The following is a 19,048-nucleotide window of genomic DNA, read 5'->3' as shown; positions in this document are numbered from 1 at the left end:
TCGTCATGGCGTGACGGTTTTGCCCGACGTGTCGACCTCGATCCTCCAGTCGCCCTTGCTCGAGCCAGTCATCACCGAGCAGTTCCGCCGGATGCTGGGTGCGGCTCCGCCCGTTCGCAGCCGTCGTGTCGGACACTGCGACGGCCTGGCAGGAGCTTCACGGGCTTCTGCATCCCGGCGAGCGTTGACCGGGCCGATCACCTTGAGCTCCACGGCCACGATGAACAACGAATAAGAAGAACATCATGCGTAACATCCTTACCATGCGTACTCAGCGCCGCGCAAAATCGATGAAGAAGCAAAAGGGCGCGGTGGCAATCATGGTCGCGCTGCTGCTGCTTATGCTCCTGAGCTTCGCGGCGCTCGCGATTGACATTGGCAACCTGATGCTCGCCCGCACTCAGGCACAGACTGCCGCCGACGCTGCTGCGCTTGCAGGGGCACAGTGCCTATATGCCCAAGCCAACAACCCTGGCTGCAACAACGCGAACGCCGCCAATCCGGATTGGAACGACTCGCAGACCGAGGCTGTTTGAAGTTGACCCGCGAAAACGGACACCTATGCTTTTGATCAGGAGGTGTCGAAAATGGGCAGGCATCGTACCCCATACCCTGTGGAATTCCGGGCTCACATGGTCGAGCTGGTTAAGGCCGGAAGAACGCCTGAGGATCTGGCGCGCGAGTTCGAGCCGACCGAACAGACGATCAACAACTGGGTCGCGCAGGCCGATCGCGATGCGGGTGTGCGTCACGACGGGCTGACCACGGCCGAGCGGCAGGAACTCACACGGTTGCGTCGCGAGAACCGGCAACTGAAGATGGAAAGGGACATTCTCTCGCAGGCCGCGGCCTGGTTCGCGAGGGAGACGGGAGCCGTTCCGCCGAAGGGCGGTACGGATTCATGAGAGCGAACCGGGCCAGGTGGCCCATTGCCACGATGGCACGGCTGCTCAGGGTCTCCGCGAGCGGCTACTACGCATGGCTGGTGCGTGAGCCATCGAAACGCTCGTGTAGCGATGCGCAACTGCTCGAGCGCATCCGCACGCTGCATGCGAATTCACGCGGCACATATGGGGCGCCACGTATCCATGCGCAGCTCGCGTGGGAAGGCGTGCATGTGGGATGCAAGCGGGTCGCACGTCTGATGCACCTGGCCGGCCTGCATGGTGCGAGCCGGCGGCGCTGGCCACACACCACGCGGCAACGCGCGGGGGCTCGGCGCGCTCCGGATCTGGTGCGTCGGCACTTCTGCGCGGAGGCGACAAACATGCTGTGGGTGGCGGACGCCACCTACATCCCGACTGGCGAGGGGTTTCTGTATCTGGCCGTAGTCCTCGACGTGTTCAGTCGCCGAATTGTAGGCTGGGCGATGTCAAGCCATCTGTACACCGAACTGATGCTGCGCGCACTCGATATGGCGTTGCTGCAGCGACGCCACGAGGGCGTAATTCTACATTCGGACCAGGGATGCCAATACACCTCTATTGCATTCGGACGGCGCTGCCGCGAAGCCGGTGTGCAACCGTCGATGGGGACGGCCGGCGACGCGTACGACAACGCGATGTGCGAATCGTTCTTCGGCACGCTTGAAGCGGAGCTACTCTCGCGAGAACTCTTTGCGACTCGTGAACAGGCCCGGCAACGCATCTTCTGGTTCCTGGAGGGCTGGTACAACGTACGCCGCTTACACAGCGGCATTGGCTATCGTTCGCCGCTTGAATTCGAAAACCTCAACGTTAAAAGGCAAACCGTATCGCCTTGCGGGTTGTCCACCGGCGGGCAGCGTCATGGTCGTGAGAGGCGACCCGCCGCCCGCCCGTGGACAACCCGCGACTCAACACTCAACGGAGGTTAGATCGCATCAAATCGCAGGCTGCAAATCCGTCCGTCGAACCGGGTCAACCTCAGTTTCGTTCGGACCGAATAACAACGTCCAAGGGGCCGCCGTGCAACTGCATCCGTCGGATGTCACTACCGGCTATGCGAATGTCACCGATGCTGCGGCTGGTGTATCCCAGGCAACCGTGCCGGTAGCAAGCGGAAACGTCGTGCCTGCGGTCCAGGTGACGGTCCACAAGGACGGGACCGACTCTAACGGGGTCGTTCCGGTGTATCTGGCACAAGTGCTGAACATCGCATCGCTGAAAACGAGTGCGACAGCGACTGCGGTCGTGGCTAGTCCGGGAACCGCTGAAGTTGGGGCACTGTTCCCGATCGTGATGTCGCGATGCCTCTACGACACCTACTGGAATTCGGCGACCAATTCACCCGATCTTGCTACCAGTACAACCGACCCCCAAGCGGCGAACAACGGCACGCCAATTCCGCAAACGATCGGGCAACCGTACATCTTTGCGATCAGAGCGTCGTACCAGGCCGCCAATTGCAACGCAGGGCAGTGGACTTCCCTCTCATCGGCGAACAGCCAGCTTGGTTCCAGCAACATAGTCGGGTTGATGATGAGCGGAAACGCGAGTCCGATGTCTATCGGCGAACCGATCTATCTTGAAACGGGCCTAAATAGCAATGCGTTCCACAGTGTTGCAACGTGTAGTCAGACCCCGGCGGGTTCGGCGGGGAGTTGTGCCTGGGTGACAGTAGCTGTAGTGAGTAACGTCACGGGGGGACAAGGGAGTACTCCGCCGATAGTCGCATTCGGGTGCCTGCACATCCTGAACGAGACGGGCAACGGCTCCAACGCAGTCATCACCGTTCAGATGGGCAACGATCCCAACTACTGCAAAAACAACCAAACGGACGGCATCGGGCCCAACTATGGGACGATCATGATGCCCCGGTTGGTTCAGTAGCTTTGCAATCGAGACGTCGTGGCAATCAGGGCCGACACGTTGGGGCGAACTCGGCCTTCTGGCGCGTTATGACCGGCCAGTCACACCAACTTTTTTCTACCGTCGCGACCTGTGTTGCCCGTCGCGGCTATTCGGTCACGCTACGCCCGACGAAATTGAACCGCCTGATCGCTTTGCGCTCATTTGCGCCCGGTTGCCAGCCTTGATTGCTCTCATTGGTCTCCTGGCGACTTTGTGGTTGGGGTCGCCAGCGAGTTGTTAACCCCGTAAGCGGGGGGGCGGGACGTCGAGCTACTGTTCGCGCTGTTCGGCTGGCCCGAGGTCGGCGACCCGGCGCCGCTGTCCGTGCTGGTGGCACCAGGCGTGCCGTAGCCACTCGTCGCAGCGGCCGGCGACTGTGTGGTCGGAGTCGCCAGCGTGTTGTTGCTTTGTGCATATACGCCGCCCGACAGCGTGAGTGCGGCGACGGCCGCGATCAATGTGCTGGTTGCCTTGTTCATGACACGCTTCTCCTTGGTTGGACTGCGATTTCGACGCAAACGATGCTTTCGTACTGTTTCCGTCGTGCTCGCCCAATGCCAAGTTTAGGAAAGCGGTGGCTGATAGTTATGCGCATTATTCACAATTGTGAATATCGATTTTCGGCGCTAACCGGGTAACCTGACGCGCGCTGGTCCCCAATCTGAGGCTATCAGTCACCGCGCGCAAGACGGCCACTGCGGCCGCCATTATTTCTGTTCCCGCATCCACGGCGTAAACGTGATTCCGACCAGCAATCCTTCCGGCCCGATGAAACGACTGACCGTCTGGCCCCACGGCTCATTCCGGTTCCTGACCAGCATCCGATACCCTTGCGATTCAAGTTCTGCCGTCGCCGCCTGGACGTCATCGACATCAAACTCGATCCAGGCTTGCGGGATGGGTACGTCGCGAGGCCACGAATCCGTGCCGAAGCACGACTGGGAGGCGTGGGAGAGCGGCCACAAGGCGAAAGAGTTTGCGCCGTTCAGACCCTCCGTATGGAGATAGCCGCCGTTCTCTTCCTTGAAGGGGATACCGAAGGCCCGACCGTAGAGATCGCGGCTTGCCTGGGCTTCAATCACAATCGGGCCAAAACCTGCGATGAACAAGGCCGTGGCTTTTGGGATCTTTTCCATGGCTTCTCCTTTGCCGCGAAAGAGCGGCGCGATGAAGAACGAACATGTTCGCCACGCCCATCGAACTGCTCTGGCGGCGAGTTTTCCGGTACCGCGGGGCATGGCATGGTTGAGTGTAGGCTTGTTTCGGGTGGCCGGCAGGCATCCCTGCCCGTCAGCGAATGGCGATCGGGCCCGATTGGCTTTTCATTCACTCCTCAATTCGCCGGAATCGTCACCACCGGCGCCTTGCTGCTGGTATCCGCTTCCGCGAGCGCCATCAGATTCTGCACGACCGTAAACGCGTATTTCGAATCGAAGTCATTGCGCTCGACCCAATACACCGAAGGCCCATACGCGATCGACACATACGCGTCGTCCGGCGCGGCCTTGCCCGAGTGCACGATGATCGTCGGCCGCGTCTCGCCGCCGATCAGCCCGACGGTCGGCTTCGTCGAACCATCGCTGATGCGCCCCCGCGGCACCTGCACCTGGGCGCCGAGATCGCTGAGGATGCCGAGCACCGAGCGCGTAACCATCGGAATACGCTCACCCTTCTGAGACGTCGACGAAGGCCCATACACGACCTCATAGCTACGCGTCTTCGCCGACAGATGCAGCAGGCTGCGCACGCGCGCGACATCGGCGGCGGTGCTCGGCGACTCGCCGCTCGCGGTCGCGCCGATCGACAGAAACACGGCCAATGCGGGGCTTCGGCCGCCTTTGAGATCGGCCTTCGCATCGAGCTGACGCGTCTCGATGTTCAACTCGCCAGCCATTTGCAGACGACGCAAGGCCTGCAGCAATTCGAAGAAGCCCGGGGCGCCCGCGCTGTTGTCGCCGCCGAGCGCATCGCCGTTGCGCAGCCCGCCGATCGATTGGGCGGTAATGCGCAACAGCAGATCGATCGGCACGCCGCCCTCGGCGAGCGGCAACACGAGTGCCGGCGCGAGCGGCCGGATATACGCGGACGCGAACGCTTCGCCGGTGGTCGGCGTGAACGTGAAGGTCGGCCGGTTCGCGTACGACACGCTGCCGGTCGCCTGCGCGTAGTTCGGCATGCTGCCCGAGCCGGCGTTGACGGTCGCGCCGCCGGTGGTGTCGAACGTGTAGGCGGCGATGATGCTGCTGACGGTCAGGAACGCGGGCGCATCGCCGTAGCGCAGACCGATCACGGCGGCGAGGATCGCGCGCTTCTTCGCGTCGCCGAGCGCGCGCGCATAGTCGACCTGGTCGGCCTTCAGACGCGAGGGGCCGATATGCACGCAGGCGGACGTGAGGCAGGCCGCGCACAACGCGGCGGCCACCGAAGCGGTTCTGAGCATGGGCAGGTGCGAGCGGAAGCAATCCGCTGAACAATGGAGTTTGCGCTCGGCGGTAGCAGAACCCATTCCCGCGCAAGCGGCGGCCCGCCCCCGGGGCCGCTTCGTTGTCGGTTCGATGCATCGCGCGGCGCCGTGGCGCGTACATCGACGCGCAACGGCGTTGGCACGCTTTACCGTCGCTTTGCAAGAATTGCAGAAATTCGCGCGGGTCCGATGCCCGGCCATCAAGCCTTGGCGTTGATGCCGTCTTGCGCGTTGTTCTCGCCGCCTCGTTCAAGCGTGCTGCGATATGCGCGCGACTGCATCCCGGCAAGCCGGCTCAGCGTACGCGACAGATCATGCGCGCCTTCGAGACCGATCAACGCGGTCTCGATCGGCTGATCGGAGGCGATGAAGAGCGCACGCTTGCGGTCGTAGAAGATGTCGATCAGCCAGACGAGTCGCTGCAGCATATGCGGCTGCCTCAGCGCTTCCGTATGCAGACGATCGACGATCAAGCCTTGCCATTGCCCGGCGAGATCGAGGTAGTCGAGGTGCGAGCGGCTTGCGACGCACAACTGCTCGAAGTCCGCCCACAGCAGCGCGCGGCCGGCTGCCCGCGCTTCGAGCGGCCGGCCCGCCGCGCTCAGCCTGATCGGGTCGATCGCAGCGTCGCGTTCATGGCTCGTGAAGATATCGCGCAACGCGGCCTCGCTCGATGCGTCGAGCGGCGCGAAAAAGCACGGCACCTCGGCCGCTTCGCCGCCGAAGCGGTAATCGCGCACGCCGTCGAAATGGATCACCGTGAAGCCGCGTTTGATCTGCGCGATGGTTGGCAGAAAGCGCTCGTGAAACTCGGGGTCGGGCAACAGATCGTCCGGTGCGTAGTTCGACGTCAGCACGATACGCGTGCCCGGGTTGATCGCGGTGTCGAGAAAGCGGCCCATCAGGAACGCGTCGGCGATATCTTGCACATGGAATTCGTCGAAGCACAGCAGCTCGATACCGTCGAGCCATTGCCGCGACACGTCGCCGAGCCGGTCGTCGCCACGCGGCGCGTGCACGAGCCGGCGGTTCATCTCGCGCAGGAACTCGTGGAAATGCAGGCGCCATTTGCGGCATGGCGCAAGCTCGAACAGCGTATCGACGACGAGGCTCTTGCCGCGGCCCGGCAGTCCGTGACAGTAGACGCCTTGCGGCCCGAACGCGGCGGTGGACCATGCCTGCCGCGCGCGCTGCTGCGCGCCGACCAACCCGACGAGCGCGCCGATGGCCTCGCGCTGCCGTGCATCGGCAGAGATGCCGCGCGCGGTCAGTGCGCGCGCGATGCGGGTTTCGTCAAGCATGGGCAAGAGCGTCCATGCCTGATGACGCGAATAATGCGACTTGCGCGAATGACGCAGTGTGGGCCGCCGCGAAAACGACGAGGACGTGTGTGAGCATGAGATAACGGCCGACGTGATGGCCTGCGGCGAAGCTGACCCAATGAGCGCGTGCACGGAGCGCGCGCCATTTTATCAGCCACGTTCTGCGTCGAACGTTGGCGCGCACAGGCGTCGTCGAGCCGCTACCGCGTCATTTGTCGTGATGCCCCGGCAGCACGGCACCGAGCACCTGCTTCGCCGTTTCGACCACCACGTTGGCCTGATCGGGGTCGCCTTTCATCAACGTCTCGACGAACGCTTTGGCCTGCGCGAGCGTGACATGCGGCGGCAGCGGCGGCACGTTCGGATCGGCCTTCACCTCGATCACGACCGGACGATTCGACGCGAGCGCGTCGTCCCAGGCGGTGGCCATCTCATCGGGATTGTCGACATAGATGCCCTTCAGACCGATCAGCTCCGCGAAGCGGTGATACGGCACGGACGGAATGTTCTGCGAGGCCTCGAACTTCGGATCGCCTTCCATCACGCGCTGCTCCCATGTGACCTGATTCAGGTCGCCATTGTTGAGCACCATGCAGATCCAGCGCGGATCGCTCCAGCCTTGCCAGTACTTCGCGACCGTGATCAGCTCGGCCATATTGTTCATCTGCATCGCGCCGTCACCGACGAGCGCGATCACGGGCCGCTCGGGGTACGCGAACTTCGCGGCGATCGCATAGGGCACGGCCGCGCCCATCGACGCGAGCCCGCCCGACAGCGAGCACATCATGCCGCGCTGCACTTGCAGATCGCGTGCGTACCAGTTCGCGACCGAGCCCGAATCGCTGGTGACGATCGCGTTCGAGGGAATGCGCTTCGACAGCTCCCAGACCGAGAGCTGCGGATTCAGGCCATCTTTCGCGGGTTCGTGCGCGCGTTTTTCGAGCGTCTTCCACCAGTTGGACACCCAGCCTTCGATGCGCTCGCGCCACAGCCGATCCTTCTTTTCCTCGAGTAGCGGCAGCAGCGCGCGCAGCGTCTCGGCGCTATCGCCGACGAGGTTAACTTCCATCGGATAACGCAGGCTCAGCATGTCGGCCTTGATGTCGATCTGCACGCCGCGCGCGTCGCCTTCCTTCGGCAGAAATTCCGAGTAGGGGAAGCCCGAGCCGATCATCAGCAACGTATCGCAATGGGTCATCATGTCGTAGCTCGGCTTCGTGCCGAGCAGGCCGATCGAACCGGTTACCCACGGCAGATCGTCGGGTAGCGCGGCCTTGCCGAGCAGCGCCTTGGCGACGCCGGCGCCGAGCTTCTCGGCGATCGCGATCACTTCGTCGGTCGCGTGCAGCGCGCCCGCGCCGACCAGGATAGCGACCTTGCGGCCCGCGTTCAGCACGTCGGCGGCCTGGCGCAACTGCTCGTCGCTCGGCACGATGCGCGGGCGCGCGTAACCGATGCCCGAATGCAGCGTGCCATGCGTGCGCCCCGGCGGCTCGTAGGACATGTCCTGCAGATCGTTCGGCAGTATCAGCGCCGTGACCGCGCGCTCGGCGAGCGCGATGCGCACCGCGCGATCGACCAGATGACGGACCTGCGCGGGCATCGTCGCAAAACCGACGAACGAGCCGGCCACGTCCTTGAACATCGCGGGCAGATCGAGCTCCTGCTGATAGTGTCCGCCGATCGCCGCGCGTGCCTGCTGACCAGCGATCGCGAGCACCGGCATGTGATCCATGCGCGCGTCGTACAGCCCCGTCAGCAGATGCGATGCGCCCGGCCCCGAGGTGGCGATGCACACGCCCAACTCGCCGGTGAACTTCGCATGCGCGGCGGCCATGAAAGCGGCCATTTCTTCGTGTCGAACCTGAATGAATTCGATCGGGCCAGGCTGATCCGTGCTTTTGTGGCGTTTCTTCGCTTCGCTCTGCGCGCGGTTCAACGCGCCGAACACGCCGTTGATGCCATCGCCTGGATAGCCGTAGATACGCCGCACGCCCCATGCATGCAGCCGCCCGATGATGAAATCGCCGACGGTTTCAGCCATGATCCTCGCTCCCTCGATGGCCAGTCGATGCCGCCGCGCGAAATGGGCGGCTATGGTCGGTATCGAGCGAGCAAGGGTTGTTCCTTGCGACTGGCTTGCTTAGCCGGTCTTGATCCTCGGTTGCGGCGCGTCGAGCGGCTCGTGGCCGAAGCGCTCGTATTGCGATATCACCTGCGCGCCGAACAGCAGCAGTGTCGCGAGCCATTCGAAGCTGAGCAGGATCACGATCGCCATCGTCAGCGAACCGTAGACGACGCTGACCTGCGACAGCGTGGCGAAATACCAGACCAGCACGTGCCGCGTGATCTCCCACAACGCGCCGGCCACCACGCCGCCGATCAGCGCGTGTTTGAGCGACGGCCGTCCCACCGGCATCACCAGATACACCGAGGTCAGCACGAAGATTTCGCCGGCGAGCCCGAACAGATACAGCATCACTCGCGAGAAGCCCTGCAACGACACGTGCAGGCCGAACAGTCTGAGTCCTTCTGCGCCGATCGTGTCGAGCGCGCTCGACACGAACGTGACGAGCAGCAGCCCCACGCCGAGAAACAGGATGTAGCAGTATGGCAGCAGCGCCGAGATCAGGAAGTGGCGCCGCTTCACGACGACCCGATGCACGAAGATCAGCGACATCGCGTTTTCGAGCACGGTGAACGCGAGCGAGCTGAAGAAGATCATCGTCAGCAGCAGCACCCAGCCGATTACCGCGCGATGCAGCAGGAAGTTCGACAGCTCACGCACGAGCGCGGCCGATTGTCCGGGCACGAGCCAGCGCAGCAGATGCGCAAGCGCGTCGAGCACTAGCTGCTGCGGCACCACGCGCGACAACACGATGACGATCAGGATCAGCAGCGGCACGATGGACAGCAACGCGTAGTACGCGACCGCGCCCGCGAGCAGCAGCCCCTGGTTCGCGCGAAACGCTTTCAGCGTTTGCAGCAGGAAGCGCCAGGGATGTCTGGCGATATACAGCGCTTGCTGGTCGAGCAGGATCGGCATGAGGCCTCGCGTTGCGCGCCGGGCACTGCCGGATGGCAGCCGCTCTCGACACGCCTGTGTGCTTTATATACCGTAAGCAGAAACGGGGCCATCAATGGCGGGGCATATAGTTTGCTTGGCCGCGTTCGGGAGATCGCGTTCCCTTGCCGAGGACAGCCGATGGATCAGTCGCCGCGTCAGACCGACACCGCGCCGCAAGCCAACGATCTGGTGATCGCGCGGCCGGAGGGACTGTATTGCCCGCCGGGCGATTTTTACATCGATCCGTGGCGGCCGGTCGAACGCGCGGTGATCACACATGCGCATTCCGACCACGCGCGTTTCGGTCATCAGCGCTACCTGGCCACGCGCGCGGGCGCGAGCGTGCTGCTATCGCGGCTGCCGGGCATCGCGCTGCACACGCTCGACTACGGCGAGCCGCTGACGATTGGCGCGGCGCGCGTGTCGCTGCATCCGGCCGGGCACGTGCTCGGCTCGGCGCAGGTGCGCATCGAGCACGCGGGCCACGTGTGGGTGGCGTCGGGCGACTACAAGCTCGAAGCCGATCCGACCTGCGCCGCGTTCGAACCGGTGCGCTGCGATACGTTCATCACCGAATCGACGTTCGGTCTGCCGATCTATCGCTGGGATACGCCGCAAAGCGTGTTCGATTCGATCGATTCATGGTGGCGTCACAACGCCTCCGAAGGGCGCGCATCGGTGCTGTTCTGCTATTCATTCGGCAAGGCGCAACGCGTGCTCGCGAGTGTCGATGCGGCGATCGGGCCGATCTTCTGCCACGGCGCGCTCGAGCCGCTCAATCGCGCGTATCGCGACGCGGGCGTGCGTCTGCCGGCGGTCGGTCTGGTCGGCGAGATTGCCGCGAAAGACAAGGGCGTATTCAAACAGGCGCTGATCGTCGCGCCGCCGTCCGCGCAGAACAGCGCGTGGCTCAAGCGCTTCGGCGACTACAGCGATGCGTTCGCGTCGGGCTGGATGCGCCTGCGCGGCGCGCGTCGCCGGCGCGGCGTCGATCGTGGCTTCGTGCTGTCGGATCACGCGGACTGGCCGGGTTTGCAAACGGCGATACGCGAGAGCGGCGCCTCCCGCGTGATCGTCACGCATGGCTCGATCGAACCGATGGTGCGCTGGCTCAACGAGCAGGGCCTGCACGCCAGCGCGTTCGAAACGCAATACGGCGACGATACCGTCGAAGCCGACGCGGCCGGCGCCGACCAGGCGCCGGCGGCGAGCGAATCATGACGGGCACCGTATGAAACGCTTCGCGGCTCTCTACACCGCGCTCGATGCGACCACGTCGACGCACGACAAGCTCGCGGCGCTGACCAGTTATTTCTCGGTGGCCGACCCCGAAGACGCGGCATGGGCGTCGTATTTCCTCGCGGGCGGCAAGCCGCGTCAACTCGTGCCGACGCGTTTGCTGACCGAAATCGCGCGCGAGCGCGCCGGCTTGCCCGAGTGGCTGTTCGAGGAGTCGTATCACGCGGTGGGCGATCTGGCCGAGACCATCGCGCATATCCTGCCGCCCGCGTCGCGCAACTCCGAGCTGGGTCTCACGCAATGGATCGAGCAACGCATGCTGCCGTTGCGCGGCCTGCCGCCCGACGAGTTGCGCAGGCGTCTGCTCAGCTACTGGGACGAACTCGACTGGGGTGGTCGTTTCCTGCTGACCAAGCTGATCGGTGGCGGCTTTCGTGTCGGCGTCGCGCGGCAACTGGTGGTGCGTGCGCTCGCCGAAGTGGCCGGCGTCGATCACAAGCGGATCGCGCAACGAATGGTCGGCTGGACCGATTCGCAACAGAAGCCCGATGCGGCGCGCTATCTGCGTCTGATCGCGCCGCAGACCGACGACGATACGCAAGCGCGCGCGCCTGAACACGATAGCGACCTCGGCCTGCCGTATCCGTTCTTTCTCGCGCATCCCTTGCAGACCGATCCGGCGACGCTCGGCGATCCCGCGCACTGGCTGATCGAGTGGAAGTGGGACGGCATACGCGCGCAACTCGTCAAACGCGGCGGCCGCGTGTGGTTGTGGTCGCGCGGCGAGGATTTGATTACCGATCGTTTTCCCGAAGTCGCGGCATTGGGCGAGTCATTACCCGATGGCTACGTGATCGATGGCGAGATTCTCGCGTGGGAGCCCGGCGCGGCAGCGCCATTGCCGTTCGCGCGGCTGCAACCGCGCATCGCGCGCAAGACGCTGACACGCAAGATACTCGCGGATTCGCCCGCCGCGCTGCTCGCATACGATCTGCTCGAAGCAAACGGACAGGACCAGCGCATGAAACCGCTCGCTGAACGGCGCGCACGCCTCGATGCGCTGGCCAGCTCCGTCGATGGCACGCTCGCGCGTGGTTTGCTGCGCATATCGCCGCTCGTCTTTGCAGCGGACTGGACCGCGCTCGCGGCGTTGCGCGACGAGAGCCGCGCGCGCGGCGTCGAAGGTTTGATGCTCAAGGAGCGCGAGTCGATGTACGGCGTCGGTCGTACCAAGGCGTCGGGCACGTGGTGGAAATGGAAGATCGAGCCTTATGCGGTGGACGCTGTACTTGTTTACGCGCAGCGCGGTCATGGCCGTCGCGCGAGTCTTTACACGGACTACACGTTCGCGGTGTGGGACGAGGCCGACGGCGTGCGCACGTTGGTGCCGTTCGCGAAGGCCTATTCAGGGCTCACAGATGAAGAGATGCGTCGGGTCGATGCGATCGTGCGCAAGACCACCGTCGATAAATTCGGCCCCGTGCGCAGCGTGACGCCAACGCTCGTGTTCGAGATCGGCTTCGAAGGGATACAAGCGAGCTCGCGTCACAAGTCCGGCGTGGCCGTGCGTTTTCCACGCATGCTGCGCTGGCGTACGGACAAACATATCGACGACGCCGATACGCTTGCGATGCTGAAAGGCTTCATCGATAACCGTGCGGGATAACCCGCAGAGCACAAACCCCTAACATGTCGGGCATTTTTTTATCGGCATCGTCGCTTATTCTTTGTTAAGACCGCGTCATCGATTCGCGCCATAAGTGCGCAAGCGGCATGCATTGCGTGGCCCCCCAATCCGTTGAAATTACCGATAATCTGCGACGCCCCGGAACGAGGCGGATAGCACAAAGACAGAGCGTCAATCGATGTTGCGCAGCGCGCACATCGCAGGCGCCGTCATTCAAACGTCGTGATGAATGGGCACGCTGAATCCCGCATTCCAGCTGATTGAAACGCTGGAATGCGCGACGAGGCGTGCTGGCCGCGGCATCGTCCGATGCGAACCGGGAATAACAAAAAGCCGCTCGTAGTCCGGCAAAAGCAATGGGATCGAATCTTGCACGTGTGGCGCGGATGCCCTTCAGGGCCAATGTAAAAGGGCGAGAAACAATGACTGTGTTCAACGACAACGTGGACAGCAGCGACGACGTGCTCGTATGGCGACCGATCCGCTATGCGATGGCCGCGCATCGTCGTGTGCTGGTAGTCGACGATTACCGGGAAGCGGCCGATGCGCTGCAAATGCTACTGATGGCCGACGGCTTCGAATGCCGCGCGCTCGACGATCCGTTTGCCGTGTGCGAGACCGCGCGCGAATGGCAGCCGTTCGCGGTGGTGCTCGACATCAAGATGCCGGGACTCGACGGGCTCGAACTCGCGCGGCGGCTGCGCGCGCATCCACAGACTTCACATATGCTGCTGGTCGCGTGTACCGCGTTTGCGTCGCGCGACGATCGCGCGCTCGCGAAGGCCGCGGGCTTCGACGCGCATTGCGCCAAACCGTTGACGCCCGAGCGTCTGCTGCGCGTGCTCGAATCGGCGGCGGCGTTGCACGCGGCGGAGCCATCATCTGAATCACGCTGTTAGCGAAAACTTCCTGACAGTTCTGTCATTTCTGCACGGTCGTCGGCAGGAAATCGCACTGGTCGCTCCGCGAATCCGTTTGTCATCAATCTGCCATCTGTCCGCCACCGTTCTGTCCAATGCAGTTTCTTAAGCCATGTGTGCGCCTGCGCCGCCCGGCGCGCAGGAGTTTCCGCTCGCTATTGCATGCAGGCCCACTCGTTGCTGAAAGACCGATGATGCGGCGCGTTCGTGCGCGCCGCCCATGGTCATTCGCATTGAGGGAGATCCGACATGAGCGACACGCAACGTCCGGCACCGCCGTTTCCTGAACAGCAGCAGGACCAGAGGCCCGGCCGCACGGCCGACATGAACCCGCAACCGGATCACGGCGAGAAAACCTATGAAGGATCGGGGCGTCTCGCAGGCAAGGCGGCGATCGTGACCGGCGGCGACAGCGGCATCGGCCGCGCGGTCGCGATCGCGTTCGCGCGCGAAGGTGCGGATGTGCTGATCGCCTATCTCGACGAAGACGACGACGCGCGCGAGACCGCGCGCTGGGTCGAGGACGCGGGTCGCAAGGCGGTGCTGGTCGGCGGCGATATCCGCGATCGCACGCATTGCGATGCGATCGTCGACAAGGCGATCGAGGCATTCGGCCGGCTCGACGTGGTGGTCAACAACGCCGCGTATCAGATGAGCTATCCGTCGCTCGATGCGATCAGCGACGAAGAATGGGACAAGACCTTCGATACCAACATCGGCGCGATGTTCAGGATCACGCGCGCGGCGGTGCGCCATATGAAGCCGGGCGGCGCGATCGTCAATACGTCGTCGATCAATGCCGATCATCCGAATCCTGGCCTGATCGCGTATGCGACCACCAAGGGCGCGATCCAGAACTTCACCGGTGGCCTCGCGCAATTGCTCGCGGAAAAGGGCATTCGCGCGAACTGCGTGGCGCCGGGACCGATCTGGACGCCGTTGATTCCATCGACGATGCCGGCCGACAAGGTCGAGCAGTTCGGCAAGCAGGTGCCGATGAAGCGCCCCGGCCAACCGGCCGAACTGGCCGCCGCGTACGTGATGCTCGCGTCGGATGAAGCGAGCTACATCTCGGGCGCGACGATTGCGGTAACGGGCGGCGCGCCGATTATTTAGGTTGCCGAACTGATGGCGGCATGGCCGCCTGCGCTCACGTACGAGGTTCGCGCAGTGGGTTTTCATAACGTCATAAGGGAGAGTGCCTTGAAGATCGATGTATCCGTCAAACTGGCTGCCGCGCTCGTTTCAGGCTGCCTCGCGCTAGGCTTTGCGCAGGCGGGCTTCGCGCAGACCGGTACCAATCCGTCCATGCAAAACAGCAAGTCTGCCGCGCAACCCGGCGCAAGCCAGGAAGAGTCGCGCACGCCGGATACGACCAGCGCGAACAACGCGAACGGCAATGTCGGCGAATCGGGGGGCGCCACCAATGGCGTCGCCGGTGGCGGCAATGGGAAATCCACCAACAGGCGCTTCAAAGGCGCGACGCCGCCGCACGCGGGTAGTGGGGCGGGGCAATAAGCGATCCGTCGAGCGCGTCGGCCTGCTCGCGACGCGCCGGACGCCGCGGCGGCATCGCGCTCGCGCGCTGTCGCCGCTTTGCATGGGTTTGAGTTGCGTTGAGTTCCGTCGCGTGTCGCATTGCTTGCGCGATGCCTTGTGAGGAGGAAATCTGATGGCTACCCCCGATGCTGAAACCGCCCGGGCCGACGCGCCCGCGTCGCATGCATTGACGTTCGAGATCAACGGCGAGACGCGGCGCTTCGACGTCGAAGCGTGGACCTCGCTGCTCGATCTGCTGCGCGAGCATGCGCACCTGAGCGGCACCAAGAAGGGCTGCGATCACGGTCAATGCGGCGCTTGTACGGCGATCGTCAATGGCCAGCGGATCAATACCTGCCTCGCGCTCGCGGTCGTGTACGACGGCGCATCGATCACGACGATCGAAGGTCTCGCGAACGGCGACACGTTGCATCCGCTGCAGCAGGCGTTCATCGATCACGACGCGTTCCAGTGCGGCTACTGTACGCCCGGACAAATCTGCTCGGCGCACGCGATGCTCGAAGAAGGACATGCGCGCTGCGCGGACGATGTGCGCGAGCAGATGAGCGGCAATCTGTGTCGCTGCGGCGCGTATCCGAACATCGTCGCGGCGATTCTCGACACTGCGCATTTCGGTGACGATGACGCAAGGCAAGACAGTGCGGTCGCGAATAAATCTGGAGCGCGGCCATGAACCGCTTCTCGTACACGCGCGCCGATGCGGTGCAGGATGCGCTCGAACGGCATCGTTCGGACAGGGGCGCCGCGTTCCTCGCGGGCGGCACGAATCTCGTCGACCTGCTGCGCGAAGACGTGGCGCGCCCGGCTTTGCTCGTCGACATCAACCGTTTGCCGCTCAGGCAGATCGAAGCGTCGGCGCAAGGCGGCCTGAAGATCGGCGCGCTCGTAACCAATAGCGCGCTCGCGTATGACGATACCGTCGCGACACGCTACCCGCTGCTCGCGAAAGCGATCCTGGCGGGCGCGTCGCCGCAGATTCGCAACGTCGCGACGGTCGGCGGCAATCTGCTGCAACGCACGCGCTGCTACTACTTCTACGACGTGGGCACGCCGTGCAACAAGCGCGAACCCGGCAGCGGCTGTCCGGCGCTGCACGGCGTGAACCGCATTCACGCGATCCTCGGTGCGAGCGAGCACTGCATCGCCGTGCATCCGTCCGATATGTGCGTCGCGTTGGCGGCGCTCGGCGCCACCGTGCATCTGATCGGCAACGACGGCGCACGCACGCTGCCGTTCGCGGATTTTCACCGGCTGCCCGGCGATACGCCGCATATCGACACCAACCTGCGCGACGACGAACTCGTGACCGCGATCGAACTGCCGCCGCAAGGTTTTGCCGCGCATCACGCGTACGTGAAGGTGCGCGACCGCGCATCGTATGCGTTCGCGCTGGTGTCGGCCGCGGTCGGTGTCGAACTCGATGACGAGTCGCGGATCGTCGACGCGCGTTGCGCGCTCGGCGGGGTCGCGCACAAGCCGTGGCGCGATCCCGCCGCCGAAGCCGCACTGCGCGGCGCGACGCTGAACGCGCGAACGTTGCGCGATTTCGCGGCTACGCTGCTGCGCGGTGCGCGCCCTCAGCGCGACAACGCGTTCAAGATCGAACTCGCGGCGCGCGTGATCGTGCGCGCCTTCGGCGAGGCCACACAACGTTCGTTCGAGGAGGCCGCGCGATGAACCGTGCCGAAACCTTGCCGTCGACTGGCAGCCCGAAGCCTGCCACCGGCGTGCCGCATTCGCGTGTGGACGGGCCCGTCAAAGTGACCGGCGCCGCGCAATATGCCGCCGAGTTCTGCGTCGAAGGGCTCGTGTATGGCGTCGTCGTGTCGGGCACGATCGCGACAGGCAAGATCGTGTCGATCGATACCTCGGCCGCCGAGGCGCTGTCCGGCGTGCTGCTCGTGCTCACGCATCGCAAGCGCCCGGCGCTGCCGTCGGACGTCGACGCGTTCAAGGACATGGTCGCGCCCGGCGGCACGCCATTGAGGCCGCTGTGGGACGAGCGCGTGTGGTACAGCGGGCAGCCGGTCGCGCTGGTGGTCGCGCAATCGCTGGAACTGGCGCGCTACGCGGCGTCGCTGGTGCAGGTGCGTTACGAGGCCGGCTCGCACCAGACCGATATCGAAGCAGAGTTGACGAGCGCCGTGCCGCCGTCGGCCGAGAAGGGCGGCTTCGATCCGCCTCCGCCCGAGCGTGGCGACCCACGCAAGGCGTTGGCCGCTGCAAAGGCGCGCGTGGACGCGTTCTACACGACACCACCGGAGTATCACAATCCGATGGAAATGCACGGATGCACCGTGGTGCCCGATGCGCAAGGACGCTTGACCGTCTATGAAAAGACTCAGGGCGTCGTCAATACGAAGGGCTATCTGACGCGTGTGTTCGGTTTGAAAGACGACGAAGTGCACGTGGTGTCGCCGTTCGTCGGCGGCGCGTTCGGCTCCGGCTTAAGGCCGCAATATCATCTGGCGCTCGCGGTGATGGCCGCGCGCGAACTGAAGAAACCCGTGCGCGTCACGCTGACCAGGCAGCAGATGTTCACCTTCGCGCATCGTCCGCAAACGGTGCAGCGCGTCGCGCTCGGCGCGTCGGCGGATGGCCGCCTGCAGGCGGTGATCCACGAGGCGGTGTCGGAAACCTCGCGCTACGAGGACTACTGCGACGTGGTGGTCAACTGGGCGGGGCAGCTGTATCGATGCGACAACGTGTCGATGGGCTACAGGGTCGCGAAGCTCGACGTGCCGACACCGGCCGACATGCGCGCGCCCGGCGCGACACAAGGACTCTTTGCTCTCGAAGTCGCGATGGACGAACTCGCCGAGGCATTGCGGATGGACCCGCTCGAATTGAGGCTCGTCAACTATGCGGAGCGCGACGCGAACAGGAATCTGCCGTTTTCGAGCAAGGCGCTGCGCGACTGCTATCGCGAAGGCGCGGCCCGCTTCGGCTGGGCGGGGCGGCCGCTCGAGGCGCGCGCACGCCGCGACGGCAACGAGTTGATCGGCTGGGGCATGGCGACCGGTGCGTGGGACGCGATGCAGAACGAAGCGGCCGCACGCGCGGTGTTGACGCCCGATGGCCGCGTCAGCGTGTCGAGCTCGACCGCCGATATCGGCACCGGAACCTACACCGCGATGACGCAGATCGCCGCCGACGCGCTCGGCGTGCCGCTCGGCGACGTCAGCTTCGAACTCGGCGACACCCGGCTGCCGAGGGCGCCGATCGAGGGCGGATCGTGGACGGTGTCGTCGGTGGGCAGCGCAGTCGATGCCGCGTGTACGCGCCTGCACAATCGTCTGGTTGAACTGGCGCGCGAACATGGTGGGGCACGGTTCGCGTCGGCGACTCGCGAACACGTGCGGCGCGAGCGCAACCGGCTCGTGTGCGGGCCACACGCGGACGACTCGATCGCGATTGCGACGCTGTTGCAGCGCGCCGGGCTGGACGAACTCGAAGAGCAGGCCAGCGTGAAGCCGCACGAAAAGCAGCAGGCGTATTCGATGGGCACGCATTCGGCGGTGTTCGCCGAAGCGCGCGTCGACGACGCGCTCGGCACCGTGCGGGTGACGCGTGTGGTTAGCGCGGTCGCGGCAGGACGCATCGTCAATCCGAAGACGGCGGGCAATCAGGTCGCGGGCGGCATCGTGTGGGGCATCAGCATGGCGCTGCACGAGCACGGCCAGTTCGATCACGCGCTAGGACGCCAGATGAATCACAACCTCGCCGAATATCATATGCCGGTGAATGCCGACATTCACGAGATCGACGTGCTGTTCGTCGACGAGCGCGATGACATCGTCAATCCGCTCGGCGTCAAAGGTGTCGGCGAAATCGGCGTGGTGGGCGTGGCCGCGGCAGTGTGCAACGCGATCTGGCATGCGACCGGCAAACGTATCCGCGATTTGCCCATTACGCCCGACAAGCTGCTCGGCTGACTACGCCCCTGAACGCATGTGCA

The 19,048-nt window shown here is 64.3% G+C and carries 16 protein-coding genes and 2 pseudogenes; 11 read left to right on the top strand and 7 right to left on the bottom strand.

Going from position 1 to position 19,048, the window contains the following annotated elements:
* Positions 1 to 3 precede the first annotated feature (3 nt).
* A pseudogene (locus tag OKW28_RS02215) lies at positions 4 to 115 on the bottom strand (DUF3079 domain-containing protein); the annotation flags it as partial.
* Between the two features lie 130 nt (positions 116 to 245).
* Here OKW28_RS02215 and OKW28_RS02210 point away from each other — a divergent pair.
* The 3 genes and pseudogenes from OKW28_RS02210 (at position 246) to OKW28_RS02200 (ending at position 2,810) form a co-directional block, all read left to right on the top strand.
* A complete protein-coding gene (locus tag OKW28_RS02210) occupies positions 246 to 536 on the top strand; it encodes a pilus assembly protein TadG-related protein (RefSeq protein ID WP_429443592.1) in 291 nt (96 codons plus the stop codon).
* Positions 537 to 587: 51 nt separating this feature from the next.
* Positions 588 to 1,726, top strand: a pseudogene (locus tag OKW28_RS02205) (IS3 family transposase); the annotation flags it as partial.
* A 61-nt stretch (positions 1,727 to 1,787) separates the two neighbouring features.
* Positions 1,788 to 2,810 (top strand): TadG family pilus assembly protein, encoded by a 1,023-nt coding sequence (locus OKW28_RS02200; protein WP_429443591.1) that lies wholly within the window; start codon positions 1,788 to 1,790, stop codon positions 2,808 to 2,810.
* Between the two features lie 212 nt (positions 2,811 to 3,022).
* Here OKW28_RS02200 and OKW28_RS02195 read toward each other — a convergent pair whose 3' ends face one another.
* The 6 genes from OKW28_RS02195 to OKW28_RS02170 form a co-directional block, all read right to left on the bottom strand.
* On the bottom strand, positions 3,023 to 3,310 hold the full coding sequence (locus OKW28_RS02195; RefSeq protein WP_429443589.1) for a hypothetical protein: 288 nt from the start codon (positions 3,308 to 3,310) through the stop codon (positions 3,023 to 3,025).
* Positions 3,311 to 3,538: 228 nt separating this feature from the next.
* Positions 3,539 to 3,967: a VOC family protein gene (locus OKW28_RS02190; protein WP_184062295.1), complete on the bottom strand. Its 429-nt coding sequence runs from the start codon at positions 3,965 to 3,967 to the stop codon at positions 3,539 to 3,541.
* 197 nt (positions 3,968 to 4,164) lie between these two features.
* Complete coding sequence (locus OKW28_RS02185; protein ID WP_429443587.1) at positions 4,165 to 5,271, bottom strand: hypothetical protein; 1,107 nt, start codon at positions 5,269 to 5,271, stop codon at positions 4,165 to 4,167.
* A gap of 224 nt (positions 5,272 to 5,495) precedes the next feature.
* Entirely contained in the window at positions 5,496 to 6,596 is a 1,101-nt protein-coding gene (gene zapE, locus OKW28_RS02180) for a cell division protein ZapE (protein ID WP_429443585.1), read from the bottom strand.
* A 229-nt stretch (positions 6,597 to 6,825) separates the two neighbouring features.
* Entirely contained in the window at positions 6,826 to 8,661 is a 1,836-nt protein-coding gene (locus OKW28_RS02175; RefSeq protein WP_429443583.1) for a thiamine pyrophosphate-requiring protein, read from the bottom strand.
* A gap of 99 nt (positions 8,662 to 8,760) precedes the next feature.
* A complete protein-coding gene (locus OKW28_RS02170) occupies positions 8,761 to 9,663 on the bottom strand; it encodes a YihY/virulence factor BrkB family protein (RefSeq protein WP_429443581.1) in 903 nt (300 codons plus the stop codon).
* A 159-nt stretch (positions 9,664 to 9,822) separates the two neighbouring features.
* Between OKW28_RS02170 and OKW28_RS02165 the strand changes: the two genes are divergently transcribed.
* The 8 genes from OKW28_RS02165 to OKW28_RS02130 all read left to right on the top strand — a co-directional run bounded on the left by OKW28_RS02165 (position 9,823) and on the right by OKW28_RS02130 (position 19,025).
* Positions 9,823 to 10,905, top strand: coding sequence for a ligase-associated DNA damage response exonuclease (locus tag OKW28_RS02165; RefSeq protein WP_429443579.1), 1,083 nt, complete (start codon positions 9,823 to 9,825; stop codon positions 10,903 to 10,905).
* 10 nt (positions 10,906 to 10,915) lie between these two features.
* Positions 10,916 to 12,589: an ATP-dependent DNA ligase gene (locus tag OKW28_RS02160; protein WP_429443577.1), complete on the top strand. Its 1,674-nt coding sequence runs from the start codon at positions 10,916 to 10,918 to the stop codon at positions 12,587 to 12,589.
* Positions 12,590 to 13,032: 443 nt separating this feature from the next.
* Positions 13,033 to 13,509: a response regulator gene (locus tag OKW28_RS02155; protein WP_018425151.1), complete on the top strand. Its 477-nt coding sequence runs from the start codon at positions 13,033 to 13,035 to the stop codon at positions 13,507 to 13,509.
* 270 nt (positions 13,510 to 13,779) lie between these two features.
* Positions 13,780 to 14,646: a glucose 1-dehydrogenase gene (locus tag OKW28_RS02150; protein ID WP_184046976.1), complete on the top strand. Its 867-nt coding sequence runs from the start codon at positions 13,780 to 13,782 to the stop codon at positions 14,644 to 14,646.
* An 87-nt stretch (positions 14,647 to 14,733) separates the two neighbouring features.
* The gene (locus OKW28_RS02145; RefSeq protein WP_429443574.1) at positions 14,734 to 15,048 is read left to right on the top strand and encodes a hypothetical protein; all 315 of its coding nucleotides are present in this window, start codon (positions 14,734 to 14,736) and stop codon (positions 15,046 to 15,048) included.
* Positions 15,049 to 15,202: 154 nt separating this feature from the next.
* Entirely contained in the window at positions 15,203 to 15,763 is a 561-nt protein-coding gene (locus OKW28_RS02140; protein WP_429443572.1) for a (2Fe-2S)-binding protein, read from the top strand.
* A complete protein-coding gene (locus OKW28_RS02135; protein ID WP_429443569.1) occupies positions 15,760 to 16,767 on the top strand; it encodes an FAD binding domain-containing protein in 1,008 nt (335 codons plus the stop codon). The genes OKW28_RS02140 and OKW28_RS02135 overlap by 4 nt, the downstream gene beginning before the upstream one ends.
* Complete coding sequence (locus OKW28_RS02130; protein ID WP_429443566.1) at positions 16,764 to 19,025, top strand: xanthine dehydrogenase family protein molybdopterin-binding subunit; 2,262 nt, start codon at positions 16,764 to 16,766, stop codon at positions 19,023 to 19,025. Before OKW28_RS02135 ends, OKW28_RS02130 begins: the two co-directional genes overlap by 4 nt.
* The last annotated feature ends 23 nt before the right edge of the window (positions 19,026 to 19,048 follow it).

It is taken from the genome of Paraburkholderia sp. 40, assembly GCF_050434105.1.
Taxonomy (GTDB): domain Bacteria; phylum Pseudomonadota; class Gammaproteobacteria; order Burkholderiales; family Burkholderiaceae; genus Paraburkholderia; species Paraburkholderia tuberum.
The sequence above is the reverse complement of the archived record's forward strand: the minus strand, read 5'-3'. Positions and strand labels throughout refer to the sequence as shown.